At 76.1% G+C, this 24,754-nt stretch carries 22 protein-coding genes; 11 read left to right on the top strand and 11 right to left on the bottom strand.

Translation table 11 applies throughout. From position 1 onward, the window contains the following. Window positions 1–5: 5 nt before the first annotated feature. A complete protein-coding gene (locus F1544_RS24690; protein WP_167586900.1) occupies window positions 6–992 on the bottom strand; it encodes a helix-turn-helix transcriptional regulator in 987 nt (328 codons plus the stop codon). A 187-nt stretch (window positions 993–1,179) separates the two neighbouring features. Between F1544_RS24690 and F1544_RS15325 the strand changes: the two genes are divergently transcribed. Further along, window positions 1,180–2,619: an amidase gene (locus tag F1544_RS15325; RefSeq protein ID WP_208971952.1), complete on the top strand. Its 1,440-nt coding sequence runs from the start codon at window positions 1,180–1,182 to the stop codon at window positions 2,617–2,619. A gap of 6 nt (window positions 2,620–2,625) precedes the next feature. Here F1544_RS15325 and F1544_RS15320 read toward each other — a convergent pair whose 3' ends face one another. Then, window positions 2,626–4,137: an amidohydrolase gene (locus F1544_RS15320; protein WP_167586898.1), complete on the bottom strand. Its 1,512-nt coding sequence runs from the start codon at window positions 4,135–4,137 to the stop codon at window positions 2,626–2,628. Continuing rightward, the gene (locus F1544_RS15315) at window positions 4,134–5,864 is read right to left on the bottom strand and encodes a phospho-sugar mutase (RefSeq protein ID WP_167586896.1); all 1,731 of its coding nucleotides are present in this window, start codon (window positions 5,862–5,864) and stop codon (window positions 4,134–4,136) included. Before F1544_RS15315 ends, F1544_RS15320 begins: the two co-directional genes overlap by 4 nt. A 114-nt stretch (window positions 5,865–5,978) precedes the next feature. Here F1544_RS15315 and F1544_RS15310 point away from each other — a divergent pair, with 114 nt between their 5' ends. From F1544_RS15310 to F1544_RS15295, 4 genes are all read left to right on the top strand, one after another. Then, complete coding sequence (locus F1544_RS15310; RefSeq protein WP_167586894.1) at window positions 5,979–7,019, top strand: CobW family GTP-binding protein; 1,041 nt, start codon at window positions 5,979–5,981, stop codon at window positions 7,017–7,019. A 132-nt stretch (window positions 7,020–7,151) separates the two neighbouring features. Further along, window positions 7,152–8,156, top strand: coding sequence for an ATP-binding cassette domain-containing protein (locus F1544_RS15305; RefSeq protein ID WP_167586892.1), 1,005 nt, complete (start codon window positions 7,152–7,154; stop codon window positions 8,154–8,156). 11 nt (window positions 8,157–8,167) lie between these two features. Next, entirely contained in the window at window positions 8,168–8,953 is a 786-nt protein-coding gene (locus F1544_RS15300) for an ABC transporter permease (protein WP_167586940.1), read from the top strand. A 23-nt stretch (window positions 8,954–8,976) separates the two neighbouring features. Continuing rightward, window positions 8,977–9,807 carry an LLM class flavin-dependent oxidoreductase gene (locus F1544_RS15295; protein ID WP_167586889.1) on the top strand — a complete coding sequence of 277 codons (831 nt, stop codon included), beginning with the start codon at window positions 8,977–8,979 and terminating at the stop codon, window positions 9,805–9,807. A gap of 33 nt (window positions 9,808–9,840) precedes the next feature. Here the strand turns inward: F1544_RS15295 and F1544_RS15290 are convergent, their stop codons facing one another. Both F1544_RS15290 and F1544_RS15285 read right to left on the bottom strand, forming a co-directional pair. Beyond that, complete coding sequence (locus tag F1544_RS15290; RefSeq protein ID WP_308470107.1) at window positions 9,841–10,680, bottom strand: purine-nucleoside phosphorylase; 840 nt, start codon at window positions 10,678–10,680, stop codon at window positions 9,841–9,843. Between the two features lie 51 nt (window positions 10,681–10,731). Further along, entirely contained in the window at window positions 10,732–11,184 is a 453-nt protein-coding gene (locus F1544_RS15285) for a gamma-glutamylcyclotransferase family protein (RefSeq protein WP_167586887.1), read from the bottom strand. Between the two features lie 141 nt (window positions 11,185–11,325). On the opposite strand from F1544_RS15285, the gene F1544_RS15280 reads away from it, so the two are divergent. Both F1544_RS15280 and F1544_RS15275 read left to right on the top strand, forming a co-directional pair. Beyond that, a complete protein-coding gene (locus F1544_RS15280) occupies window positions 11,326–12,765 on the top strand; it encodes an NAD(P)H-quinone dehydrogenase (protein WP_167586885.1) in 1,440 nt (479 codons plus the stop codon). A gap of 64 nt (window positions 12,766–12,829) precedes the next feature. After that, window positions 12,830–13,471 (top strand): trimeric intracellular cation channel family protein, encoded by a 642-nt coding sequence (locus tag F1544_RS15275; RefSeq protein WP_167586883.1) that lies wholly within the window; start codon window positions 12,830–12,832, stop codon window positions 13,469–13,471. 32 nt (window positions 13,472–13,503) lie between these two features. Here F1544_RS15275 and F1544_RS15270 read toward each other — a convergent pair whose 3' ends face one another. The 4 genes from F1544_RS15270 to F1544_RS15255 all read right to left on the bottom strand — a co-directional run bounded on the left by F1544_RS15270 (window position 13,504) and on the right by F1544_RS15255 (window position 19,023). Next, window positions 13,504–15,438: an ATP-binding protein gene (locus F1544_RS15270; RefSeq protein WP_167586881.1), complete on the bottom strand. Its 1,935-nt coding sequence runs from the start codon at window positions 15,436–15,438 to the stop codon at window positions 13,504–13,506. Between the two features lie 115 nt (window positions 15,439–15,553). Continuing rightward, window positions 15,554–16,192 (bottom strand): Maf family protein, encoded by a 639-nt coding sequence (locus F1544_RS15265; RefSeq protein WP_167586879.1) that lies wholly within the window; start codon window positions 16,190–16,192, stop codon window positions 15,554–15,556. Between the two features lie 65 nt (window positions 16,193–16,257). Beyond that, window positions 16,258–17,961 carry a DUF885 domain-containing protein gene (locus F1544_RS15260; RefSeq protein WP_167586877.1) on the bottom strand — a complete coding sequence of 568 codons (1,704 nt, stop codon included), beginning with the start codon at window positions 17,959–17,961 and terminating at the stop codon, window positions 16,258–16,260. A gap of 39 nt (window positions 17,962–18,000) precedes the next feature. Beyond that, window positions 18,001–19,023: an ABC transporter substrate-binding protein gene (locus F1544_RS15255; protein WP_167586875.1), complete on the bottom strand. Its 1,023-nt coding sequence runs from the start codon at window positions 19,021–19,023 to the stop codon at window positions 18,001–18,003. 136 nt (window positions 19,024–19,159) lie between these two features. On the opposite strand from F1544_RS15255, the gene F1544_RS15250 reads away from it, so the two are divergent. Next, the gene (locus tag F1544_RS15250) at window positions 19,160–20,095 is read left to right on the top strand and encodes a biotin--[acetyl-CoA-carboxylase] ligase (protein ID WP_167586873.1); all 936 of its coding nucleotides are present in this window, start codon (window positions 19,160–19,162) and stop codon (window positions 20,093–20,095) included. On the opposite strand, the gene F1544_RS15245 is transcribed toward F1544_RS15250, so the two are convergent. Further along, window positions 20,027–20,611: a GtrA family protein gene (locus F1544_RS15245; protein WP_167586872.1), complete on the bottom strand. Its 585-nt coding sequence runs from the start codon at window positions 20,609–20,611 to the stop codon at window positions 20,027–20,029. The genes F1544_RS15250 and F1544_RS15245 overlap by 69 nt on opposite strands. Window positions 20,612–21,040: 429 nt before the next feature. Between F1544_RS15245 and F1544_RS15240 the strand changes: the two genes are divergently transcribed. The 3 genes from F1544_RS15240 (at window position 21,041) to F1544_RS15230 (ending at window position 23,680) form a co-directional block, all read left to right on the top strand. Further along, complete coding sequence (locus tag F1544_RS15240) at window positions 21,041–22,267, top strand: 5-(carboxyamino)imidazole ribonucleotide synthase (protein ID WP_308470106.1); 1,227 nt, start codon at window positions 21,041–21,043, stop codon at window positions 22,265–22,267. 32 nt (window positions 22,268–22,299) lie between these two features. Continuing rightward, window positions 22,300–22,794: a 5-(carboxyamino)imidazole ribonucleotide mutase gene (purE, locus tag F1544_RS15235; protein WP_167586934.1), complete on the top strand. Its 495-nt coding sequence runs from the start codon at window positions 22,300–22,302 to the stop codon at window positions 22,792–22,794. Window positions 22,795–22,924: 130 nt separating this feature from the next. Then, the gene (locus F1544_RS15230) at window positions 22,925–23,680 is read left to right on the top strand and encodes a MarR family winged helix-turn-helix transcriptional regulator (protein ID WP_167586870.1); all 756 of its coding nucleotides are present in this window, start codon (window positions 22,925–22,927) and stop codon (window positions 23,678–23,680) included. A 6-nt stretch (window positions 23,681–23,686) separates the two neighbouring features. Here the strand turns inward: F1544_RS15230 and F1544_RS15225 are convergent. Further along, window positions 23,687–24,754 (bottom strand): LCP family protein (locus F1544_RS15225; RefSeq protein WP_167586868.1); only part of this gene is annotated, 1,068 nt, incomplete at its 5' end.

The raw sequence follows: 24,754 nt of genomic DNA, 5'->3' as shown, positions 1-24,754 counted from the left end.
GCTCCTCAGGTGGCGGTGAGCAGGGCCCCGGGCAGGTGCAGCCCCTCGCGCGCCGCGCGGGTGGCCGCCTCGGTGCGGCTGCGCACCCCGAGCTTGGCGAGGATGTGCTCGACGTGCGTCGAGATCGTGCGGCGGCTCGCTCGCAGCGCGTCCGCGATCTCCTGGTTCGACAGACCGACGACGAGTCCCGCGAGGACCTCCAGCTCGCGGCGGGAGAGCCGCTCGGGGACGGAACTGCGCGTGCAGGTGACGATGCCGGCGAGTCCCGCCTCGGCCGCCGTCTCGACGGCGACGTGCCACGGCAGCCGTTCGCCGCGTTCCCAGACGAGGAAGCTCGCCGCACCGGGGCCGGCGCGCAGGCAGCCGCGGATCGTCTCGACGAGTTCGGGCGGGGGGACGCGGTCGTCGTCGAGCGGGGTGCAGAGACCACCGGCGGAGACCGCGAGGCGGTGCTGGCCGGGGCCGGGGCCGGACGGGGTGCTCGCCGCGGGCGCCCCGTCCACCACGTCGGACAACCGGGGGGAGAGCAGGCGGAGCATCTCCAGCGCCGCCTCGGAGGGTTCGGACACGGAGTCCGTGTTGAGCGTGAGCATCCCCGAGTACCCGCCGTCGGAGCGGAAGAAGGGGGCCGTCATCCCCTCCCGGTAGCCGCAGGGCAGGAGGCTGTCGCGGATGATCGGCGACTCCTCCGGGGCGAACGGCATGTCGCGCCAGGGGACCGGGACGCGTCGTCCGTAGGTGACGTGCCAGGTCGGGTCGTCGAGGTAGGACTGGCCGTTCAGGGCGCCCAGGGTCTCGTCGCGGTAGCCGGCCTCCGCCACCACGACGTGCTCGCCCCGCTGCTCGTCCCAGGCGCTCAGCGACGCGCCCAGGAAGGGGATCAGCCCGCGCAGCTCCTCGAGGGTCTCCAGGGCCCGCAACCCCTGCGGCGCGTCCTGCGCGGCGGCACCCGCGATCCGACCCGCCGCGCTCGCGGCCGTCTGCCAGTCCATGACCGAACCCTAGGTCGGTCCCGGTCCGCCGTGACCCCCTGCGGGAGGGCCGTCACGAGAAGTTGACAGCGACGACACGGGGGGGAAACCCGCCGCCCCCGCCACCACGACAGAGCACCGCACCAGCGCACCGATCCAGCGCACCGATCCACCACGCAGCACCCACCGAGCCCAGGAGGTCCCCACCGTGAGCCTGAACACGTCCCCCGACGCGTCCGCGTCCCCCGACGCCCTCGACGACCTGTCCTTCGCCCCGTTCACCGACGTCGCGGAACTGGTCCGCACCCGCCGGGTCTCCCCGGTCGAGCTCACCCGCTCGATGCTCGACCGCATCCGCCGCCACGACGGGACCCTGAACAGCTACGCCGTCGTGCTCGAGGAGGCGGCCTCGGCCGCCGCCCTCGCGGCCGAGCGGGAACTCGACCGCGGCGTCTACCGCGGTCCGCTGCACGGCATCCCCGTCGCGGTCAAGGACCTGTGCGACGTGGCCGGGGTCCCGTCCGCCGCCGGGACGGTCGTGCGCGCCGACGTCGTCCCCGACACGGACTCGACGGTCGTCCGGCGCCTGCGGGAAGCCGGCGCCGTCGTCCTCGGCAAGCTGCGGATGACCGAGGGCGCCTACACCGACCACCACCCCGACCTCCCCACCCCGCTGAACCCCTGGGACCCGGACACGTGGGCGGGTTCCTCCTCGAGCGGGTCCGGCGTCGCGACGGCGGCCGGGCTGTGCTTCGGCTCGCTGGGTTCCGACACCGGCGGGTCGATCCGCCTGCCCTCGGCCGCGAACGGGCTGACGGGCCTCAAGCCCACCTGGGGACGGGTCAGCCGCCACGGCGTCTTCGAGCTCGCCGCCAGCCTGGACCACGTCGGGCCCATGGCCCGCAGCGCCGCCGACTGCGCCGCCCTGCTCGCCGCGATCGCCGGCCGCGACCCGCTGGACCCGACGGCCCTCGACGCGCCGGTCCCGGACTACCTGGGCGACCTCGGGACCCCCGTGCTCCCGCGGGTGGGCATCGACCCCTCGTTCAGCAGCACCTTCGACGCTCCCACGCGGGAGGCGCTCGACGCCGTCGTGGCCGTCCTGCGCGGGCTGGGCTGGACCGTCAGCGACGTCCGGCTGCCCGACGTGTCCGGGGTGGTCGCCGACTGGGAGGCGCACTGCGGCATCGAGACGGCGCTGGCCCACGAGGCGACCTACCCCGCGCGCGCCGGTGAGTACGGCACCGCGCTGACCCACCTCATCGAGGTCGGGCGGTCCCGCTCGGGCATCGACTACCAGCGGATCCTGCAGCGGCGGCGCGACTTCACCGGCCGCCTGCGCCGGTTCTTCCGCGACGTCGACCTGGTGGTCGTGCCCGCGGTCGGCGTCGCCTCGCCGACCACCGCGCAGATCACCTCCCTCGCGACCGACAAGCCGCTGCTGGAGGCGATCACCAAGCCCACCAGCCCCTTCAACGTCGCGGGGAACCCGACGATCACCCTGCCCTGCGGCTTCACCGACCGGGGCACCCCGATCGGGTTCCAGTTCGTCGCGACGGACCTCGGCGAACCGCTGCTGCTGCAGGCGGCGCACGCCTTCCAGCAGGTGACGGGGTTCCACCGCGCGCACCCGGTGCTGGCCGGCTGAACCCCCTCAGACGCCGGCGCGGTGCGTGAACGCGCCGCCCACCAGCGTCGCCAGGACCTCGCTGCGGCGCAGCGCGTCCGGGCCCCCGTCGGCGAGCACCGCGGCGGGGTCCCGGGCGAGCAGGACGAGGTCGGCGACCTCGCCGACCCGCACGCCGCGGCGCCCGCCGGACGCCGCGGCCAGCGCGTCGTCGAGGGACAGGTGCTGCTCGGGGTGCCAGGCGGGGCGGGCGTCGAGGGAGCGGTGCACGGCGCTCGCCACGGCGTCCCACGGGTCCAGCGGGGCGACGGGGGCGTCGGAACCCAGGACGACCTCGGCGCCCGCGGCGAGCAGCGCGGCGTAGGGGAACGCGCGGTCCACGCCCGCGGCCCAGTGCACGTCGCACGCGTCGCGGTCGTCGACCGCGTGGCGGGGCTGGACGCTCGCGACGACGCCCAGCGCGGCGAAGCGGGGCACGTCGGCCGGGCCCACCTGCTGGGCGTGCTCGATCCGGCCACCCACCCCCTCGGCCTCGAAGGCGTCCAGCGCCACCGTCACCGCGGCGTCGCCGATGGCGTGGACCGCGAGGTCCAGGCCCGCGTCGTGCGCGCGTCGCAGCTGCTGCCGGAGCTCCTGCGGACTGAGGCGCAGCAGGCCGTGCCGCGGCGCCGCACCCGCTGCCGATGGTCCCTCGACGTCCGGGTAGGGGTCGTGGCAGAACGCCGTGCGGGTGCCGAGGGAGCCGTCGACGAAGAGCTTCAGCGGCCCGGTCCTCAGCCGGTCGCGCGTCAGCGGGTCGAGGAGCCCGGGCAGCGGGTCACCGCTGCGCAGGCCCGCCTCGACGACGCCCGGCAGGAACTCCGGCCAGATCCCGACCCGCACCCGCACCCCGGGCGGGCGGGTCGCGGTGCGGCGCACCCAGTCGCCGGGCGGGGCGTACTCGAGGTCGACGACACCGGTGACGCCGCGAGCCGCGGCGGCGTCGGTCGCGGCCAGGACCCAGCCGTCGAGCACGTCGGCCTCCACGTCGCCCGCGGCGGCGATGAGGTCCATCGCGGGGCCCTCGACCAGGACCCCGCTCGGCTCGGTGACCCCGAAGCGCTGCGCCGCAGCGGAGTTGACCCACACCGTGTGCAGGTCCTGGCTGACGACCACGACGGGGCGGCCGGGCAGCGCCGCGTCGAGGAGCTCGCGGTGGGGCGGCTCGGCCCACAGGGCGTCGCGGAACCCGTGGCCGACCAGCAGCCCGTCCACGGCGGGTGCCGCCTGCGCGAGGAGCTCCGCGACGTGCCGCGCGGAACCCGCCGCGCTGACGTCGACCCGGCGCCGCGCCGTGGCCCACTGCGTCAGGTGGACGTGCTCGTCGCGCAGCCCCGGCCGCAGCACCGCGCCCCCGGCGTCGACCACCACGCCCCCGGCGACGGTGCCCGCGGACAGCCGGTCGCCGACGGCCGCGACCCGGCCGCCGGACAGCAGGACGTCGCGGTGCGCGCCGTCCAGGACGACGTCGCGCAGCAGGACGTCGGGAGCTTCCGTCACCGCGGGCCCTGCAGGCCGGTCGCGGCGGCGACGTCGGCGCGCAGCGCGTCCAGCCGGGCCGACGCCTCGGCGCGCGCGGCGGTGAGGCCGGGCCCGTCGACGTCCGCCGCGACGGGCACGACCACCTCGCAGTAGCACTTGAGCTTCGGCTCGGTCCCGCTGGGCCGCACCACGACCCGCGCGCCGCCCGCCGTGCGGAAGCGCAGCCCGTCGGTGGGCGGCAGGCCGTCACCGCCGTCGGTGAGGTCGTCGACGCCGGTCACGGCCGAGCCGCCGAGGGTCCGCGGGGGGTCCGCCCGCAGGCGCCCCATCGCCGCGGGGATGAGGGCGAGGTCGGCCACGCGCAGCGAGACGGGGCCCGTGGCGTGCACGCCGTGGCGGCGGGCCAGGTCGTCCAGCAGGTCCAGCAGCGTCCGGCCGGTGCGCAGCCCGTCGCGGACGACCCCGGCCACGAGCACGGACGCGGAGACGCCGTCCTTGTCGCGCACGACGTCCGGGGCGACGCAGTAGCCGAGCGCCTCCTCGTAGCCGAACGTCAGGCCCGGGACGCGGGCGATCCACTTGAACCCCGTGAGGGCGGGGGAGAACCGCGCCCCGCGGGCCCGCGCGACGGCGGCGAGGAGCTGCGAGCTGACGATCGAGCAGGCCAGGACGGCGCCGTCCTGCGCCAGCCGGTCGCCCAGCACCGCGCCGAGCTCGTCGCCCGTCAGGACGCGCCAGCCCTCGGAGCCGGGCACCGCGGCGCAGCAGCGGTCCGCGTCCGGGTCGACGGCGAGCACGAGGTCGGCGCCGACGTCGGCGGCCAGGGCCAGCGCCCGGTCCAGCGCGCCGGGTTCCTCGGGGTTCGGGAACGCCACGGTCGGGAACTCCGGGTCGGGCTCGAACTGCTCCGCCACGACGTGCACGTCCTCGAACCCGCTGCGCCGCAGCGCCTCGACGAGGACGGGGCCGCCGACGCCGTGCAGGGCGGTGACGACCACGCGCGGGCCGCGGCCGGCGGTCGCCCCACCAGCACCACCGCCACCGCCGTCAGCGAGCGCGGTCGTGACGGCGGTCAGGTAGTCGGCCACGACGTCCTCGCCGAGCACGCGCCAGCCGCCGTCGGCGCGCGGCAGGTCCCGCAGCGCCCCGACCGCGGCGATCTCCGCGGCGATCTCCGCGTCCACGGGCGGGACGATCTGCACGCCACGGCCGTCGTCGTCGCTCGCCCGGCCCCCGAGGTAGACCTTGTACCCGTTGTCCTGCTTGGGGTTGTGGCTCGCCGTGACCATGACGCCCGCGTCGGCGCCCAGGTGGCGCACCGCGAACGCCAGCACCGGCGTGGGCAGCGGACCGGGCAGCAGCAGGACCTCGCAGCCCGCGGCCGTGAGCACCGCGGCCGAGTCGTCGGCGAACTCCCGCGAGCGGTGCCGGGCGTCGAGGCCCACGACGACGCGGGGCCGGTCGAGGCGGGCCGTGAGCCAGGCCCCGAGCCCCGCCGCCGCGCGCTGCACGACCGCGCGGTTCATCCGGTGCTCCCCGGCCCCGACGGCGCCGCGCAGCCCCGCGGTGCCGAACTCCAGGGCGCCGGAGAACCGGCCGGCGAGGTCGGCCGCGGCCGCGGCGTCCCCGGCGGCTGCGGCCCCCAGCAGGGCCGACAGCTCGGCGCGGTCGGTGTCGTCCGGATCGTCGGTCAGCCAGGCCTCCGCCCGGCGCCGCAGGTCCTCGGTCAGGGCGGGCGTGCTCACCGCGCGAGCCTAGGGCGGGCGGGCCCCGCGCGGGGGTGCCGCCCCGCCGCGGGGGACCCTGGGCCGTGGTGGACCCTGGGCGGGTGCTGCGCGGGCAGCGGGGGAGGAGCGGTCGTGGTCGCGCAGGTGCCGGTGGTCGTGCTCGCGGGGTTCCTCGGCGCGGGCAAGACGACCGTGTTGAACCAGCTGCTGCGCTCGGCCACCGACGTGCGCCTCGGCGTCGTCGTCAACGACTTCGGGGCCGTCGGCATCGACGCGCTCCTCGTCGCGGGCTGGGCGGACAGCACGGTGTCCCTGGAGAACGGCTGCCTCTGCTGCAGCACCGAGGACGGCAGCGTCGACGAGCTGCTCACGGCCCTCACCCGCCGCCCGGGGGAGCCGCTCGACGCGATCGTCATCGAGGCCAGCGGCGTGGCGGAGCCCGGGGCCATGGTCCGCCAGGTGCTCACCTCGGCGGTGCCCGGCGTGACCTACGGCGGGCTGGTCGTGGCGGTCGACGCGGTCGAGTTCGACGCGACCCTGCGGCGCCACCCGGTCCTCGCCGACCACGTCGGCATGGCCGACGTCGTGCTCGTCACGAAGACCGACCTGGTCGGGCCCGCGGCCGTCGAGGCGCTCGTCGCCCGCTGCCGGCAGCTGAACCCGTGGGCGCCCGTGGTCCCCGCGGCCCGCGGCGAGCTCGACGCGCGGCTGCTGTTCGACCGGCCGCCGCCGCGGCAGCGCCAGCTCGCGCTGGGCGAGGTGGTCGACGACGCGGACGGAGCAGCGGAGGACGGGGCCGCGGACGGGTCGCACGGCGAGCACCTGCACGCCCTCTACGACAGCGTCGCGTTCACGTCCGACGAGCCGCTGGACCCCCGGGCGTTCGTCGCGTTCCTCGACGCCCGGCCCTCGGGGGTGTTCCGCGTCAAGGGCTTCGTGCGCTTCGCGGTGCGCGGGCACGAGCAGCGCTTCGTCCTACACGCGGTGGGTGCGGCCGTGCGCTTCGAGCGGACCGCGTGGCCGGCGGGGCGCCCGCACCGCACCGAGCTCGTGCTCGTCGGCGCGGGCCTGGACGCCGACGGCCTGCGCGCGGGGCTGGCGGCGTGCGTGCGCACCGGCGACCTCCTCGACGACGAGCTGGCCATGATGGGCGTGCTGCGCAGCACCGGCTGAGGCCCGCCGACCACCGTCGCCGACCGCGCGCCGCCGCACCGATGACTTCCGCGCCACCCGCCGGTCCACCCCCTCGACGGACGACGGGAACAGGGAGGCGACGTGTCGGTGGGGGCACCTACTGTCAGGACCATGGCAGACGCTGTGGTGGCACGAGGGCTGGTCAAGCGCTACGGCGACGTGACGGCGGTCGCGGGCGTCGACCTCGAGGTCCCGGAGGGGACGGTCCTGGCGCTGCTGGGACCGAACGGGGCGGGCAAGACGACGACGGTGCGGATGCTCACCACGCTGCTCGTGCCCGACGGGGGCACGGCCACCGTCGCGGGCGTGGACGTGGTGGCCGACCCGCGCGAGGTCCGCCGGCGCATCGGGCTGTCGGGGCAGTACGCCGCGGTCGACGAGAACCTCACGGGGTTCGAGAACCTCGACATGGTGGGGCGGCTGTACCACCTGGGCCGGAAGAAGTCCCGGGAGCGGGCGCGCGAGCTCCTGGAGCAGTTCGCGCTCACCGACGCCGCCGACCGGGTCGCGAAGACCTACTCCGGCGGCATGCGCCGCCGCCTCGACCTCGCCGGCGCCCTGGTGGCGGACCCGCCGGTCCTGTTCCTCGACGAGCCGACCACGGGCCTCGACCCGCGCAGCCGCAACGACATGTGGGAGCTGCTGTCGGCGATGGTCGGGCGGGGCACCACCCTGCTGCTGACCACCCAGTACCTGGAGGAGGCCGAGCGCCTGGCCGACGACATCATCGTCATCGACCACGGCCGGGTCATCGCGCGCGGCACGGCCGACGAGCTGAAGACCCAGGTGGGCGGCCAGCGCATCGAGGTGGTCCTCGCGAGCGACCGCGAGCTGCGCGAGGCCGAGCGGGTCCTGCGCGACCTCGTCGGGCGCGACGTCGTCGTCCAGCAGCGCGCCCGGCGCGTCACCGCGTCGGTCAGCGGCGGGACGGCCGACCTCGTCGAGGCGCTGAGCCGGCTCGCGGCGGCGGGCATCGTCCCGCTCGACGCGGGGCTGCGCCGGCCCACCATGGACGACGTCTTCCTCACCCTGACCGGCCGCCCGGCCGAGGAGGTCGCCGGCGCGGACGCCGACGACGACAGGGACGCCACGAGGACGCAGGAGGCCCACGCGTGAGCTCGATCGGGATGGTGCTGGCCGACAGCTCGGTCATCGCCAAGCGGAACATCATCAAGATCAAGCGGATCCCCGACCTCCTCGTCGGCACGCTCATCTCGCCCATCATGTTCATCCTGCTGTTCGCCTACGTGTTCGGCGGGTCCATCGCCGTGCCCGGGGTGGACTACAAGGAGTTCCTGGTGCCGGGCATCTTCGCCCAGACCGTCATCTTCGGGGCGACCATCACGGGCTCCGGCCTGGCCGACGACATGCAGAAGGGGATCATCGACCGGTTCCGCTCGCTGCCCATGGCGCAGTCCGCGGTCCTGGTGGGGCGCACGGCGTCCGACGTCATCACCAACGTGCTGGTCGTCATCATCATGGTCTCGACCGGCCTGGTCGTCGGCTGGCGGATCCGCACGTCGTTCCTCGACGCGGCCGTCGGCTTCGTGCTGCTCCTGCTGTTCGCCTACGCCGTGTCCTGGATCATGGCGCTGCTCGGGCTGATCGTGCGCACGCCCGAGGCGTTCAACAACCTCACGTTCATCACCATCTTCCCGATCACCTTCGTCGCCGACACGTTCGCGCCGACGCAGAACTTCCCGGCCGTGCTGCGGACGATCGCCGAGTGGAACCCCGTGTCCTCCCTCGTGCGGGCGGCGCGCGAGCAGTTCGGCAACCTGCCGCCCGGCTACCCGGCGGGCAGCTGGCCCCTGCAGCACGCGGTGCCCTACACGCTGCTGTGGATCGCCGTCATCCTGCTGGTCTTCGTGCCGCTCGCGACGCGGCAGTACAAGCGGGCCGCGGCTCGCTGAGCCGCCGCCCTAGAGTCGGCGGCGTGAGCCTCGACCTGTCCGTCATCGTGCTGCCCGACGTGGCCCCGGCCGACTTCGTCGCGCAGGTCCGCGACGCCGAGGGCTCCGGGGTGCGCACGGCCTGGACCTACGACCACCTCTCGTGGCGGGACATGCGAGACGGGCCGTGGTTCGGCGCCGTGCCGCTGCTCGCGGCGGCTGGGGCGAGCACGTCGCGGATCCGGCTCGGCACGCAGGTGGCGTCGCCGAACTTCCGGCACCCCGTACCCTTCGCCAAGGAGGTCATGACGCTGGACCACGTCTGCGCCGGGCGCTTCGAGCTCGGGGTCGGCGCGGGGACCCCGGCGGCCGACGCGAGCGTGCTCGGGGAACCGGCGCTGACGCCGCGCCGGCGCAGCGAGCGGTTCGTGGAGTGGACGACGCTGCTCGCGCGGCTGCTCGAGGAGCCGGTCACCGACCACCGCGGCGAGCACTACGCGGCCGTCGACGCCCGCACCATCCCCGGCTGCGTCCAGCGGCCGCGGGTGCCGATCACCGTCGCGGCGGTGGGGCCGCGGGCCCTGCGGCTCGCGGCCCGGCTCGGGCAGGGGTGGGTCACCTACTCCGACTACGCCGAGCTCGGCGCCGCGATGGACGCGGCCCTCGCCGAGCACGCGCCCGGCAGGCAGCTGCGGCGCATCGCGCAGGTCGGCCTCGACGACCACGCGCCCTTCGCCGACGCGGACGCCTACGCGGCGTTCACCGCGGGGCTCGAGGCGGCCGGCTACGACGAGGTGTCCGTGCACTGGCCGCGCAGCGACGGCCGCGGCGTTCCCGCGGCCGCGCTGGACCTCGTGCTCGCCGCGCACGCCTGATCCGCGCCGCCGCCCGAGGCGGCGGCGGCGTGCTCAGAGCAGCGGGACGATCCCGGCCAGCAGGCGCGCGCAGCGGGGGGCGGCCTCGCGGCCGGCCTCCAGGACCTCGGCGTGCGAGAGCGGCTCGTCGGAGACCCCGGCGGCGAGGTTGGTCACGAGCGACAGCCCGAGGACCTCGAGGCCCACGTGGCGGGCCGCGACGGCCTCCAGCGCCGTCGACATGCCCACGAGGTCGCCGCCGAGGATCCCGGCCATGCGCACCTCGGCGGGGGTCTCGTACTGCGGGCCGCGGAACTGGCAGTAGACGCCCTCGGGCAGGTCCGGGTCGATGCCCCGCGCGAGGCCCCGCAGGCGCGCGGAGTACAGGTCCGTCATGTCGACGAAGGTGGCGCCCTCCAGGGGCGAGGTGCCCGTGAAGTTCAGGTGGTCGGCGATGAGCACGGGGGAGCCGGCGGGGATGACCGGGTCGAGGCCGCCGCAGCCGTTGGTCAGCACGATGGTGCGGCAGCCCGCCGCCGCGGCCGTGCGGACGCCGTGGGCGACGGCGCGGACGCCGCGGCCCTCGTAGACGTGGGTGCGCGGCAGGACGATCGCGTGCAGCGCCTCGCCGCCGGCGACCTCGACCCGCAGCGACGTGATCGACCCGGTGTGCCCGACGACGGCGGGGGCGGAGAACCCGGGGACGTCGGTGGCGGGGACCTCGGCGACGACCTCGCCGATCTCCGCACCGGCCCCGGCCCAGCCAGACCCGAGCACGAGCGCGACGTCGTGGCGCTCGACGCCCGTCAGCTCGGCGATGCGGGCGGCGGCCGTGGCCGCCAGCGCGAAGGGGTCCGTCGAGCGGAAGAGGTCCTGCGTGGCGTCGTCGGTCACGGCGTCACTGTAGATCGGCCGCCGTCCGCGGCGCCGGGGTGGTCGGGTGTCTCAGGCGTCGTTGGAGCGGCAGGGCCGCGCGCGCATCGCGAGCACGTAGTCGTGGGGCGCGCCGCCCGCCTCGGCGGCGTCCGCGAGCCCGCCCAGGTAGCGGGCCGTGGGTAGCCCGCCCTCGTAGTCGTCGAGGGCGTACGTCCAGGCGACGACGTCGCCGTCGAGGGTCTGCACGCGCACGCGGATCTTGCGGAACAGGCCCATCTGCATGCCCTCGGCCGCGTCGAGGCGGGCCTCGTCGGCCTCCGTGAGGTCGTACAGGGCGACGTAGACCTGCTCGCCCGGCGCCTCGACGACGGTGGCGATGGGGCCCTGGAAGCTGCGGTCCTCGCCACCGAAGGTCAGGCGCCAGTCCGTCAGCCAGCCCGTCGAGCGCAGGGGTGAGTGGGGGGCCTTCTGCGACATCTTCTCGGGGTCGAGGTTGGTCGCGTACGCGGCGTAGGCGGGCACGGGGCATGAGCGTAGGCCCTGGGGCCGTCCGGGGTGACCGGTCGGGGGTGACCGGTCGGGGTGACGGCCGGGGGGTGACGAGCCGGGGAACGGTGACGGGTCGGGGGTGACCAGGACGCCGCGCTGCGCGACCATGGGGGCGTGAGCCCCTTCTCCTCGTCCTCGCTCGGCAACCAGCAGCGCGTCGCGATCCTCGGCGGTGGCCCCGGCGGCTACGAGGCGGCGCTGGTCGCCGCGCAGCTCGGCGCCCACGTCACGGTCGTGGAGAGCCACGGCCTGGGCGGCTCCACCGTGCTCACCGACGTCGTGCCCTCGAAGACCCTCATCGCCACGGCCGAGATCATGGCCACGGTGTCCGGGGCGACCGAGCTGGGCGTGCGCTTCCCCGGCGGCGGGACCGACGACCACGAGGCCGAGGGGTCCGTGACCGTCGACATCGGCCGCGTCAACCAGCGCGTCAAGGCGCTCGCCTCCGCGCAGTCCCACGACATCCGCGCCCGGCTGGAGAAGGAGGGCGTGACCGTCCTGTCCGGCCGCGCGCGCCTGGACGGCACCGAGGCCATCGAGGTCGTCGACGGCGACGACGCCGGGGAGCGCGTCGAGGCCGACGTCCTGCTCATCAGCGTGGGCGCCCGCCCCCGCACGCTGCCCGACGCCCAGCCCGACGGCGAGCGGATCCTCACCTGGAAGCAGGTCTACGACCTCGAGGAGCTGCCGGAGCACCTCATCGTCGTCGGCTCCGGCGTCACGGGCGCCGAGTTCGCCAACGCCTACGACGCGCTCGGCGCGCACGTGACGCTCGTGTCCTCCCGCGACCGGGTCCTGCCCGGGGAGGACGCCGACGCGGCCGAGGTGCTGGAGGAGGTGTTCCACCGTCGCGGCATGACGGTCATGTCCCGCTCGCGCGCCGAGTCCGTGGTGCGCCACGGCGACTCGGTGACGGTGACGCTCGCCGACGGCCGCACGGTGGAGGGCTCGCACTGCCTCGTCGCCGTCGGGGCCCTGCCGAACACCGAGGACCTCGGTCTCGCCGAGGCCGGCGTCTGGACCACCGACTCCGGGCACATCGAGGTCGACAAGATGTCGCGCACCTCCGCCCGCGGCGTCTACGCGGCGGGGGACTGCACGGGGGTGTTCCCGCTGGCCTCGGTCGCGGCCATGCAGGGCCGGATCGCCATGTGGCACGCGCTGGGGGAGGCCGTGCGCCCGCTCGCGCTGCGGTCGGTGAGCTCCACGGTGTTCACCTCGCCCGAGATCGCCACCGTCGGCTGGACGCAGGCGCAGATCGACTCCGGTGAGGCGCAGGGCGACATCGTCAAGCTGCCGCTGGCCACGAACGCGCGCGCCAAGATGCTCGGCATCCACGACGGGTTCGTGAAGCTGTTCTGCCGCACCGGGTCCGGCACCGTCATCGGCGGGGTCGTCGTGGCCCCCCGGGCCAGCGAGCTCATCTACCCGGTCACGCTGGCGGTGGAGAAGCGGCTCAACGTCGACGACGTCGCGCACGCCTTCACGGTCTACCCGTCGCTGTCCGGCTCGGTCGCCGAGGCCGCGCGGCAGCTGCACGTCATGTCCGACTGACGGACCCCGCACCGCCCCGGCGGGCGTGGCGGGGCGGGCCCGCGCGGCCTGTCACGCTGGACGCGTGGACCTCCTCGACGTGCTGCTCGCGCTGGAACTCGTCGGGGTCTTCGCCTTCGCCCTCGACGGGGCGCTCACGGCCATGCGCTCGGCGCACCTGGACCTCTTCGGGGTCGTCACCCTGGGCATCGTCACGGCCATCGGCGGCGGTCTGCTGCGCGACGTCCTGCTGGGCGAGCTGCCGCCCGCGTCGCTGCGGACCTGGTACTACCTGACGACGGCGACGGCCGGCGCGCTCGCCGCGTTCTGGGGGCACCGCCTGCTGAGCCGGCTGTCGCGGCCCATCCTCATCTTCGACACCGCCGGGCTGTCGCTGTTCTGCATCACGGGCGCGCAGACGGCGCTGGAGTCCGGACTCGGTGGGGGGCAGGCCATCCTGCTCGGCGGCCTGACCGCCGTGGGCGGCGGCACCCTGCGTGACGTGCTCGTGCGCCGGGTCCCGAGCATCCTCACCGGCGGGCTCTACGCCGTCCCCGCGCTGGTCGGCGCGTCCGTGGCCGTGCTGGGCGACGAGTTCGGCGCCGACACCCTCGCCTGGTCGCTGCTCGGCGCGGCGGCCTGCGCGGCCCTGCGCATCGGCGGCATCCTGCGCGGCTGGCACGCCCCGCGGGCCGCGCTCAGCTCACCCGACGCCCTCGACGAGTAGCGCCCGCCCCGGACGCGCCGGACGGGCAGCGCTCAGTCGACGATCTCGCAGAGGACGCTGCCGGTCGTCGTGGTGTCGCCCTGCTGCGCGGTGAGGCCGGAGATCGTGCCGGAGCGGTGCGCCGTCAGCGGCTGCTCCATCTTCATCGCCTCCAGCACCGCGACGAGGTCGCCCTCCTCCACGTGGTCGCCCTCGGCGACCTCGATCTTGACGATGGTGCCCTGCATGGGCGTCAGCAGCGCGTTCGGGTTCGCGCTCGACCCGACGGCCTTGGCCTTGCCCCGCCCGCCGCGGCCACCGCGGTGCGTCGTGCTGCGGTAGGCGCGGGCCACGGCCGCACCGGTCGCGACCCCGGCGCGGGAGAGCTCGTGCCCGACGCGCGTCAGCTGCGCGTTCAGCGTCTCGACCGGCAGCGACACCTCCACGCGCTTGCCCGCGACCTCCACGACGATCGTCTCGCGGTGCGCCGCAGGGCCTTCGGTGACCTCGAGGGCGCCGGCGGCGGGGAGCCCCGTCGCGTCGAAGTCGGTCTCGATCCAGCGGGTGTGCACGTCGAAGTGCGTGGCGTCGTCGCCCGCGACGGGCGCGAAGTCCGGGTGCCGGACGACGGCGCGGTGGAAGTCCAGCACCGTCGGCACGCCCTCGACCTGGAACTCCCCGAGCGCGCGGGCCGCGCGGCGCAGCGCGTGCTCGCGGTTGCGGCCCGTGACGATCAGCTTGGCCAGCAGGGAGTCGAAGTTCTGCGAGATCTCGACGCCGTCGCCCGCGGCGGCACGCGGGTCGATGCCCGTGTCCACGCGGACGCCCGGGCCGGACGGCAGCGAGAAGCGCGTGAGGCGGCCGGCGCGCGGCAGGAAGTTCGCGCGCGGGTCCTCGCCGTTGATGCGGAACTCGATGGCGTGCCCGCGGGTGCTCACGTGGTCGTAGCCCAGCGGCTCGCCGCGGGCGATGCGGAACTGCTCCACGACGAGGTCGAGGCCGCTGATCTCCTCGGTCACGGGGTGCTCGACCTGCAGCCGCGTGTTGACCTCGAGGAACGCGAGCGTGCCGTCGGTGGCGACGAGGAACTCGACCGTGCCCGCACCGACGTAGCCGGCCTCGGCGACGATCGCGAGGGAGGCGCGGCGCAGCTCGGCGTCCTGCTCGGGCGTGAGGAACGGCGCGGGCGCCTCCTCGACGAGCTTCTGGTGGCGCCGCTGCAGGGAGCAGTCGCGCGTGGAGACGACGACGGCGCCGCCGTGGGCGTCGGCGAGGACCTGCGTCTCGACGTGGCGCGGACGGTCGAGGTAGCGCTCGACGAAGCACTCGCCGCGGCCGAACGCGGCCTCGGCCTCGCGCACCGCGGAGGCGAACAGCTCGGGGATCTCCTCGCGGTGGCGGGCGACCTTCAGGCCGCGCCCGCCGCCGCCGAAGGCGGCCTTGATGGCGATCGGGAGGCCGTGCTCGTCGGCGAAGGCGACGACGGCGTCCGCGTCGGGCACCGGGTCGGCCGTGCCCGCCACGAGGGGGGCGCCGGCGCGGGCCGCGAGGTGGCGCGCGGAGACCTTGTCGCCGAGGGACTCGATGGCGGCGGGCGGCGGCCCGACCCAGGTGAGGCCCGCGGCGATCACGGCGCGCGCGAAGCCCGCGTTCTCGCTCAGGAAGCCGTAGCCGGGGTGGACGGCGTCGGCCCCGGCGCGCAGCGCGACGTCGATGACCTTCTGCGCGTCGAGGTAGGTCTCCTTGGCGCTCTCCCCGCCCAGGGCGAACGCCTCGTCCGCCATCCGCACGTGCAGCGCGTCGCGGTCGGAGTCGGAGTAGACCGCCACCGAGGCGATGCCGGAGTCGCGGGCCGCCCGGACGATGCGGACGGCGATCTCGCCGCGGTTGGCCACCAGGACCTTGGTGACGGGCCCCGTCACCGGTGCGTCGTGGGTCGCTGCGGAGTCGGCGGCGGTCCCGGTGAGCATCGGGTCGGGGGAGGTCATGCGGCGTCTCCGGGGTCTGCGGGCGGGATCGCGCCGTCCGGGGGCTGGGGCGCGACGGCTGACCCTACTGCCCGGGCCTGGACTCCACCGACTGCCGCCGGGTGCGGACCGCCGCTCAGGGCCGCGCGGGCCAGACGTCGGTCCACGCCACGCCGGCCTCGCCCAGCAGGTCGCGCAGCAGCGGCAGCGAGACGCCGACGACGGCGTGGGGGTCGCCCTCGACACCGCGGACGAAGGCGCCGCCCAGCCCGTCGAGGGTGAACGCGCCCGCCACGCGCAGCGGCTCGCCGGTCGCGACGTAGGCGTCGACCTCGGCGTCGCTGACGTCGGCGAAGTGCACGGTCACCGAGGCGACGCCGCCGAGCGTGGCGCCCGAGCCGCCGTCGCGGGCGTCGACCAGCCAGTGGCCCGTGTGCAGGACGCCGCTGCGCCCGCGCATCAGCTTCCAGCGCGCCACGGCCTCCGCGGCGTCGGCGGGCTTGCCGTGCACGCGCCGCCCGTCCGGGGTGTCGATCTCCAGCACCGAGTCGCAGCCCAGGACCAGCGCGTCGTCGCCGATCTCGTCGCGGGCCGCGACGTCCTCGGCCTTGGCCTTGGCGAGCACCAGGGCGACGTCCTCGCCGTCGGTCACGCCGTAGTGCGCGACGACCGCGGGCTCGTCGACGTCGGAGACGACGACCTCGGGGGCGAGCCCGACGGCGCGCAGCGTCGCGAGGCGGGCGGGGGAGGCGGAGGCGAGGACGAACGTGGGCACGGCGGCATCCTCCCACCCGCCCCCTCCGTGATCATGCAGGGATCACCTGCAAGATCACAGAGGGATCAGGGCAGCAGCGCGGTGCGCAGGACGTCGAGGCCGACGGAGCCGAGGTCGAGCGCGCGCCGGTGGAAGGCCGCGAGGTCGAAGGCGGCGCCCTCGCGGGCCCGGACCTCCTCGCGCACCGACGACCACAGGCGCTCGCCGACCTTGTACGAGGGGGCCTGCCCCGGCCAGCCGAGGTAGCGGTCGAGCTCGAAGCGCAGGACGCCCTCGTCGTTGCCGGAGACCGACGTCAGGTACCGCCAGGCCTTGTCGTGGTCCCAGTCGCCGCCGCTGACCTCGGCCGGGGCGGGCATCCCGCAGTGCACCCCGACGTCGATCACGACCCGGCCCGCGCGCAGCAGCTGCGCGTCGAGCATGCCCAGCAGCTCGCCGGGGCCGTGCAGGTGACCGAGGTCGGCCATGAGCCGCTCCGCGTACAGGGCCCAGCCCTCGCCGTGACCCGACACCCACGAGGCCAGCGAGCGCCGCCAGCGGTTGAGGACGTCGCTGCGCACGGCGGTCTGGCCGATCTGCAGGTGGTGGCCCGGCACGCCCTCGTGGTGCACGGTCGTCGCCTCGCGCCAGGTGCTGAAAGTCGTCTGCCCCGGCGGGACGGCCCACCACATCTGCCCCGGGCGGGAGAAGTCCTCGCTGGGGCCCGTGTAGTAGATGCCGCCGGAGGTGGTGGGGGCGATCCGGCACTCCAGCCGCCGCACCTGCTCCGGGATGTCGAAGTGGACGCCGGCCAGGGCCTCGACGGTCGCGTCCGAGCGCTCCTGCATCCAGTCGCGGAACGCCTCCGCGCCCGCGATCGTCACGGCGGGGTCGGCGTCCAGGGCGGCGGCGGCCTGCGCGACGTCGGGGCTGCCGGTGATCTCGCGGGCCACGGCCGCCATCTCCGCGCGCACCCGCGCGACCTCCTCCAGGCCCCACGCGTAGGTCTCGGCGAGGTCGACGCGCGCGCCGAGCTGGTACTGCGACCACAGCGCGTAGCGGTCGGGGCCGCAGGCGTCGGCCTCGGGCGCGGCGGGCAGGAGCTCGCGGGCCAGCACCTCGGCCAGGCGGCCGTAGGCCTCGCCGGCCGCCTCGGCACCCCGGGCGACGTCGCCCGCGAGCGCGGCGGGCAGCGGGCCGTCCGCGGTGCGCGCGGACTGCGCGTAGGCGGCGAAGATGCCGTCCGCGGCGCCGTGCGAGAGGGCCTCCGCGGCGCACGCCCGCACCTGCCGGCGGGGCGCGACCCGGCCCGCGGCGGCGGCGGTGCGCAGGCTCTCCACGTAGCCCTCGATCGCGGCGGGGACGGCGGCCAGGCGCGCGGCCGCGTCGGCCCAGTCGGCCTCGGTGCGGGTCGGCAGGAGGTCGAAGACCATCCGGACGTCCTGCAGCGGGCTGGCGATGACGTTGAGGTCACCCACGGTCTCGCCGGCGTCGTGCAGGGCGACCTCGAGGCCCAGCCGGTCGCGCAGGGCCGCCGCGGTCACCCGGTCGACGTCGTCGGCGACGGGGGTGGCCTCGACCGCCCGCAGGGTGGCGCGGGCGAGGTCGGCGACGTCCGCGAGCCCCGCGGGGGAGCGGTCCCCGAGGCCCGGGGCGACGTCGGCCACCCCGAGGGACAGGGCGAGCGCCGGCTGCAGCCGCAGGGTCCCGGCCAGGTGCTCCTCGGCGACGGCGTCGAGGGCGGTGGGGCGGCGCGGCGCGGAGCCGGCCGTCGTGGAGTCGGTCGTCACCGCGCCGACCCTAGGGCCTGGCCGCGCCGCGGGAGGGGACTACGCGGGCGACTTCTCCGCGGCGGCGGACAGCAGCGGCACGAGCCGGTCCAGCTGCCACGGCAGGTTCAGCACGGTGGCCGAGGTCGCCGAGACGAGCGTCTGGTCCTCCAGCCACGCGACGGCGCCGGCGGCGACCGCGGGGATCGTCGCGTAGACGGGGTCGGCGCTGAACTGGGCGGCCGTGAGCCCGCCGTAGCCGACGACCACGTCGGCCGCGACGTCGAGGCTGCGCTCCTTGGCGAGCTCGGTGTAGAACTCCGACGTCGTCCCGGCCAGGGTCTTCACGCCGGGGGAGTCGACCATCCCGAGGTCGTGCAGCATGTCGACGCGGGAGTCGCCCGGCAGGTAGACCGACAGGCCCTTCTCCTCGCCGTAGACGTAGCTGAACGTCTTGCCCTGCAGGGCCGGGGCGGCCGCGGCCCGCGACGTCAGGTCGGCCTGAGCGGTCTCGACCAGGGCACGGGCGTCGGCCTCGCGGCCGACGGCGCGGCCCACGAGGACGGTCTGGTCCTGCCAGGACGTCTTCCACGGCGCGTCCGGGTAGGCGACGGTCTTCGCGATCTTCGACAGCGTCGCGTAGTCCTCGGCCGTGATGCCGGAGTAGACGGCGAGGATCAGGTCGGGCGCCTTCTCGGCGATGAGCTCGAAGGGCAGCTCGCCCGAGTCGGGGCTCGGCAGGAACGCCGTCGTCGCCGCGTCGAAGTGGCCCTCCCACCAGGGGTAGGTCCCGTCGGGCAGCCCGCCGTAGGTCACCTGCGGCACGGCCACCGGCTGGATCCCCAGCGCCCACAGCACGTCCTGCGACCCCCAGCCGACGGTGACGATGCGCTGGGGCGCGCTGTCGATCGTCACGGTCCCGAGGGCGTGCTCGACGGTCACGGGGAAGGTGCCCGCCGCCGACGAGCCCGACGGCGAGGCTGCGCCGGTGGACGACGTGCCACCGTCGCCGCACGCGGCCAGGACGGCGGCGACGGCGGGGACGCCGAGGAGCAGGGAGCGGCGGGACGGGCGAGCGGGCACGGACGACTCCTGAGGTGAGGGGAGCCTCACCTCACCACAGGGACCGGGCCGTCGACAAGCCGGGGTCCGCGGACGAGCCGGACCGGGCCGGGGCCGCCCCTGCGCCGTCGCCGGGGTGGCGACGTAGCGTGCCGGGGTGAGCACCGCCTGGACCGACCTCGGACGGCCCCCGCTGCGGGCCACGCCCCTGCGCCGCGCCCTGCTCGGCGACGGCGGCTGGGCCGCCCTCGACGTCGTGGCCACCACGGGCTCGACGAACGCGGACCTGCTGGGCCGCAGCGGCCCGGCCGACGGCACCGTCCTCGTGGCCGACCACCAGAGCGGCGGCCGCGGCCGGCTGGGCCGGGTCTGGGAGGCGCCGCCGCGCGCGTCGCTCGCCGTCTCGGTGCTCGTGCGCCCGGCCGTGCCCCGCGAGCGGTGGTCCTGGCTGCCCCTGCTCACGGGCCTCGCCGTGGCCGACGCGCTCGAGGGCCTCGGCGTCCAGGTGGGGCTGAAGTGGCCCAACGACGTGCTCGTCGGGCTCGTCGACGGGCCGCCGGACGGCACGCCGGGCGACGGTGCCGGGAAGGTCGCCGGTGTCGGGAAGGTCGCCGGGGTCCTCGTGGAGGCCCGCGACGACGTGGTCGTGCTCGGCGCGGGGATCAACGTCAGCCAGCGCGCCGACGAGCTGCCGCCCGCGGCCGGGGTGCCGGGCGGGCCGGGGCCGTCGGCGCCCCCGACGTCGCTGGCGCTCGCGGGGGCCACGAGCACCGACCGCGACACCGTCCTGCGCCGCTACCTGCGCGCGCTGCGGCAGCGCCTGGACGACTTCACCGCGGCCGGCGGCGACCCGGAGGCCGCGGGCACCGCGGCGGCCTACCGCGCGGTGTGCGCGACCCTCGGCGCGCAGGTGCGGGCCCACCTGCCCGACGGGCGGACGCTGGAGGGGCTGGCCGAGGACGTCGACGCGGACGGCCGGCTGGTGCTGCGCCCCGACGGGGACGGACCCGCGGGTGGGGGGACCTCAGCGGGCGGCGGGGGAGCCCGGACGAGCCTGTCCGCCGCGGACGTCGTCCACCTGCGGCGCGCGTGAGGCGGGCGGCACGTCCCAGCCCTCCTCGGCCAGCTCGGTCGTGAAGACGAAGCGCCGGTAGGCCCACCAGCGGAACAGGGTGCCCAGCACGAGGCCGACGACGTTCGCCGAGACGTTGGTGGCCACGGCCCCGCGCAGGTCGAGCACGTAGTAGGTGAAGCCGAGGCAGGCGAGGGAGATCGCGAGCCCGGCGGCGTTCATCACGGCGAACAGCAGCAGCTCGCGGGGCGCGGACGCCCGGCGGCGGTGGCGGAACGTCCAGAGCCGGTTGCCGAGCCAGGCGACGACCGTGGAGACGACGACCCCGATGACGTTCGCGGTCAGCGGCTTGCCGTGCAGGACGCCGACGTGGTCGGGGCCGGCGAAGCGGAGCAGGTTGAACGTGCCCGTGTTCACGACGAACGCGACGCCACCGACGATGCCGAACTTGGCGGCCTCGCGGGCCAGGACCTCGTAGGTCGCGCGCAGGCGGCGCACGAGTCCCTCGCGGGGTGCTGCTGCTCCTTCAGGTGCCACGGTCTGCGCTGCTCCGTCTCTCGTCGTGCGTCCCGGCGGGGGCCGGCGGCCACCGCTGGTTCGGCGCGGGGGGCGCCCCGGATGCCTCGGGGCGCGCCCGCCGAGTGTGACCGACGGAGCTGGGAGGCCGCCGACGGCTCACCGCTCCGAGCGCGTCCTCTCCTTCGACGGCTCGAGGCGGTTCTCCATCTTCATCGCTCCGACGATGCCGACGGTGACCAGGACGACACACGCGATCACGGTGAGCACAGGCAGTTCCCCTTCCATGGGTGAGGCGGCACGTCCTCCGCGCCGCCCGTGCCCGATCCTCCCGCAGGACGGCGCCCGCAGCACGTCCGTGCGGTGCCGCCGGGCGCCTCCCGGGGCGGACCGGGGACCCGCCGGCCGGTGTCCGGAGCGGGTCCGCACGGTGCCCTACCCTCGGCAGACGTGACCCACACCCCCGACCCGGCCCCCTACGCGCGGCCCGGTGGCTTCCCCGTCGTCGGCGTCGTGGGCGGGGGGCAGCTGGCGCGCATGATGCAGCCCGCGGCCGTCGCGCTCGGCCTGCGGCTGCGCGTGCTCGCCGAGGGCCCCGACGTCAGCGCGGCGCAGGTGATCTCGCCCGCCCCGGTCGGTGCCGCGGACGACCTCGACGCGCTGCGCGCCTTCGCCGCGGACTGCGACGCCGTCACCTTCGACCACGAGCACGTGCCGCCCGCCGGGTTGCGCGCCATGGCCGAGCTCACGTCCGTGCAGCCCTCCGCCGACGCGCTGCTGCACGCGCAGGACAAGCTCGTCATGCGCGAGCGGCTCACGGCGCTGGGCGTCCCCTGCCCGCGCTTCGCGGCCGTCGCGGGCGTCGAGGAGCTGCGCGCCTTCGCCGCCGAGGCCGGCTGGCCCGTCGTGCTCAAGACCCCGCGCGGCGGCTACGACGGCAAGGGCGTCCTCGTCGTCGCCGACCCGCAGCTGGACCCGGCCGGGCTGGCCACCGCGACCGGCTGGTTCGAGGACTGGGCCGAGCGCGGGCCCCTGCTCGCCGAGGAGCACGTCCCCTTCGTCCGCGAGCTCGCGGCGCTCGTGGCCCGCAGCCCCTCCGGGCAGGCCGCGTCGTGGCCGGTCGTGGAGACGGTCCAGGCCGGCGGCGTCTGCCGCGAGGTGGTGGCGCCCGCGCCGGACCTCGACCCCGACCTCGCCGCGCAGGCCTCCCGGATCGCCCTCGACATCGCCGGCGGGCTCGGCGTCACGGGCGTGCTGGCCGTCGAGCTGTTCGAGGTCGAGCGCGACGGCCGCCGCGAGGTGCTCGTCAACGAGCTCGCGATGCGCCCGCACAACTCCGGCCACTGGAGCATCGAGGGGTCGGTGACCAGCCAGTTCGAGCAGCACCTGCGCGCGGTGCTGGACCTGCCGCTCGGCTCCCCGGCGCCCCGCGCGCCCTGGACCGTCATGGTCAACGTGCTCGGCCCGCGCGAGGTGGAGCCCCGCCACGCGGACCTGTACCGCTCCTACCTGCACGTCATGGCCCACGACCCCGGCGTCAAGGTGCACCTGTACGGCAAGGAGCAGCGCCCGGGGCGCAAGCTGGGACACGTCACCGTCTACGGCGACGACCTGGACACCGTCCGCGACCGGGCCCGGCACGCGGCCGCCTTCATCGCAGGGGAGATCGACGAGTGAGCAGCAGCGCAGCACCGGTCGTGGGCGTCGTCATGGGCTCCGACTCCGACTGGCCCGTCATGGAGGAGGCCGCGAAGGCGCTGGAGGAGTTCGGCGTGCCCTACGAGGCCGACGTCGTCTCCGCGCACCGCATGCCGCAGGACATGGTCGCGTGGGGCACCGCGGCGGCCGGACGCGGGCTGAAGGTCGTCATCGCCGGTGCGGGCGGCGCCGCCCACCTGCCCGGGATGCTCGCGAGCCTCACGCCGCTGCCCGTCATCGGCGTGCCCGTCCCCCTGCGCCACCTCGACGGCATGGACTCGCTGCTGTCCATCGTGCAGATGCCCTCGGGTGTCCCCGTCGCCACGGTGTCCGTGGCGGGGGCGCGCAACGCGGGGCTGCTCGCGGTGCGCATCCTGGCCGCGTCCGACCCGGCGCTGCAGGAGCGGATGGTCGACTTCCAGGCGTCCCTGCGAGACAGCGCGCTCGCCAAGGGCGAGAAGCTGCGCGCCCGCACCCGCCGGCCCGGGGTGGGCTTCGGCGGCTGAGCCGCCCCCGGCGACGGTGCCGGGCGGGAGCCGAGAACTCCCGGCCGGTGCCGACCGTTGACCCTGGACCGCCCGTCCGCCTCCACCGCCGACCCCCGCACGCCACCGACCAGACCCCTCGGAGCGCCCGGTGCCCCACCCCTTCCCGCACGACCCCCGCCTCGACGCCGGCCCGACCGTCGACGCCACCGTCGACCCCGCGTTCGACGAGACCCTCGACGTCGTCCTCGACGCCCCCCGCGACGGCGCCACCGCCCGTGAGGCCGTCGTCGACCGGCCCCGCGAGGCGGCCCTGGACCGGCCGCCGGCCGTCGTCGCCCCCGGCGAGGGGCGCCACCAGCTCGCGGCGGGCGACGCCGTGCTGCGCGGGCTCGTCGACACCCCGCCCCACGACCTGGCCGCGGCCGACGCCCTGCTCCTGCGCATCGGGCGGCTGCAGGCCGTCGCCGAGCCGCTGCTGGGATCGATCGAGTCCGCGACCGGGCTGCGCCGGCTGGCGATCTTCGTGCTGCAGGCGGTCGCCGCCGGTCACCGCCACCCCCGCGCGATCGGCCGGCAGGTCGGGGCCGACACCGCGAGCGTGCAGTCGACGCTGGACCAGCTCTGCGACGACGGCTACGTCCAGCCGGCCCCGCCGCGGCCGGGCGACCGCCACGTCGAGCTCACCGACGCGGGCCGGGCCGTGCTGGAGCACATCGAGGCGATGACGCTGCGCAGCACCGACGCGGTGCTGCAGCTCATCGGGCCCGAGCGGGCGCGGGAGGTCACGCGGGCCCTGGAGGTCCTCGTGGACGCCCTGACGGTGCCGCTGTCGGCGGAGGGCGTCGCCCTGCCGGGGGCGCCGGTCACGCTGCCCGCGGTGGGCCCGCGGGCGATCGGGAGCTGAGCGGCCTCAGGCCGGCAGCAGCGCCCGCAGCGCGGCCGTGTCGTCGGCCTTGAGGTCGGCGAACATCTGCAGGGCCTTGGTGCTGTCCCACTTCACGGCGGTGCCGGAGGACGTGGGCAGCGCCGGGTTGCTGATCGGCACCGTCATCGAGATGCCGTCGCTGCCCGACGCGGCGCGCATGCCGCGCGCGAAGGTGACCAGGGCGAGCGGGCTGCTGCCGTCGTCGACGGTGATGGCCGAGCCGCCCGAGGACGCCAGCGGGAAGGCCTTGAACGGGTTGAGCAGCGTCGCGGGGCTCGCGGCGCGCTGCGTGATGGCCGCGAGCAGGGCCCGCTGGCGGTTCGCGCGTCCCAGGTCGCCCAGCGGGTCGGTGTAGCGGTAGCGGGCGTAGCCCAGCGCCGTGGCCCCGTCCATCTGCTGGCAGCCCGCGGGGATGTCCAGCCCGGCGCGCACGTCGTCGACGGCCACCGCGGGGCACATCTCGACCCCGCCGACCGCGTCGACGATCTTCGCGAAGCCCCCGAAGCCCGTCTCGACGTAGTGGTCGATGCGCAGGCCCGAGACGTCCTCGAGGGTCTGCGTGAGCAGCTCCGGGCCGCCCAGGGAGAACGCGGCGTTGATCTTGCTGCGCCCGTGACCGGGGATGGGGACGTAGCTGTCGCGCGGCACGCTGATGAGGGCGACGGGCCCGCCGCCGGCCGGCACGTGCATCAGCATGATCGTGTCGGTGCGCTGGCCCATGCCGTCGGTGCCGCCGGCGGACAGGGCGCTGAGCTCCTCCTCCGACATCCCGGCGCGCGAGTCGCTGCCGACGATGAGGTAGGTCGTGCCCGGGGTGTCCGCGGGGCGCGCGCCGGTCGAGGCGGCCGCGACGTGCCCGACCGAGGACCAGCCCTTCCAGCCCAGCGCCAGCGGGTAGGCCACGAGGCAGACGACGAGCAGCAGGACCAGGGCGGTGAGCCGGCGCCGGCGGCGAGGGCCCCCGGGGCGGCGTCCCCCGGCGGGGCGCGGCGGCCGGGGTGCGGCGGGCGGCGGGGCCTGCGGCTCGACCGGAGGAGCCGCGGAGCGCTCGGG

Source organism: Kineococcus rubinsiae, assembly GCF_011839805.1.
Classification (GTDB): Bacteria; Actinomycetota; Actinomycetes; order Actinomycetales; family Kineococcaceae; genus Kineococcus; species Kineococcus rubinsiae.
Note: the sequence above shows the minus strand (reverse complement) of the source record. Positions and strands in the feature narration are given on the sequence as shown.

Bases quoted from the DNA above. Each gene is read 5' to 3' on its own strand.
- F1544_RS15270 (WP_167586881.1), bottom strand. From the start codon at position 15,438: ATGACCTCCCCCGACCCGATGCTCACCGGGACCGCCGCCGACTCCGCA.
- purE (WP_167586934.1), top strand. From the start codon at position 22,300: ATGGGCTCCGACTCCGACTGGCCCGTCATGGAGGAGGCCGCGAAGGCG.
- F1544_RS15305 (WP_167586892.1), top strand. From the start codon at position 7,152: ATGGCAGACGCTGTGGTGGCACGAGGGCTGGTCAAGCGCTACGGCGAC.
- F1544_RS24690 (WP_167586900.1), bottom strand. From the start codon at position 992: ATGGACTGGCAGACGGCCGCGAGCGCGGCGGGTCGGATCGCGGGTGCC.
- F1544_RS15300 (WP_167586940.1), top strand. From the start codon at position 8,168: ATGGTGCTGGCCGACAGCTCGGTCATCGCCAAGCGGAACATCATCAAG.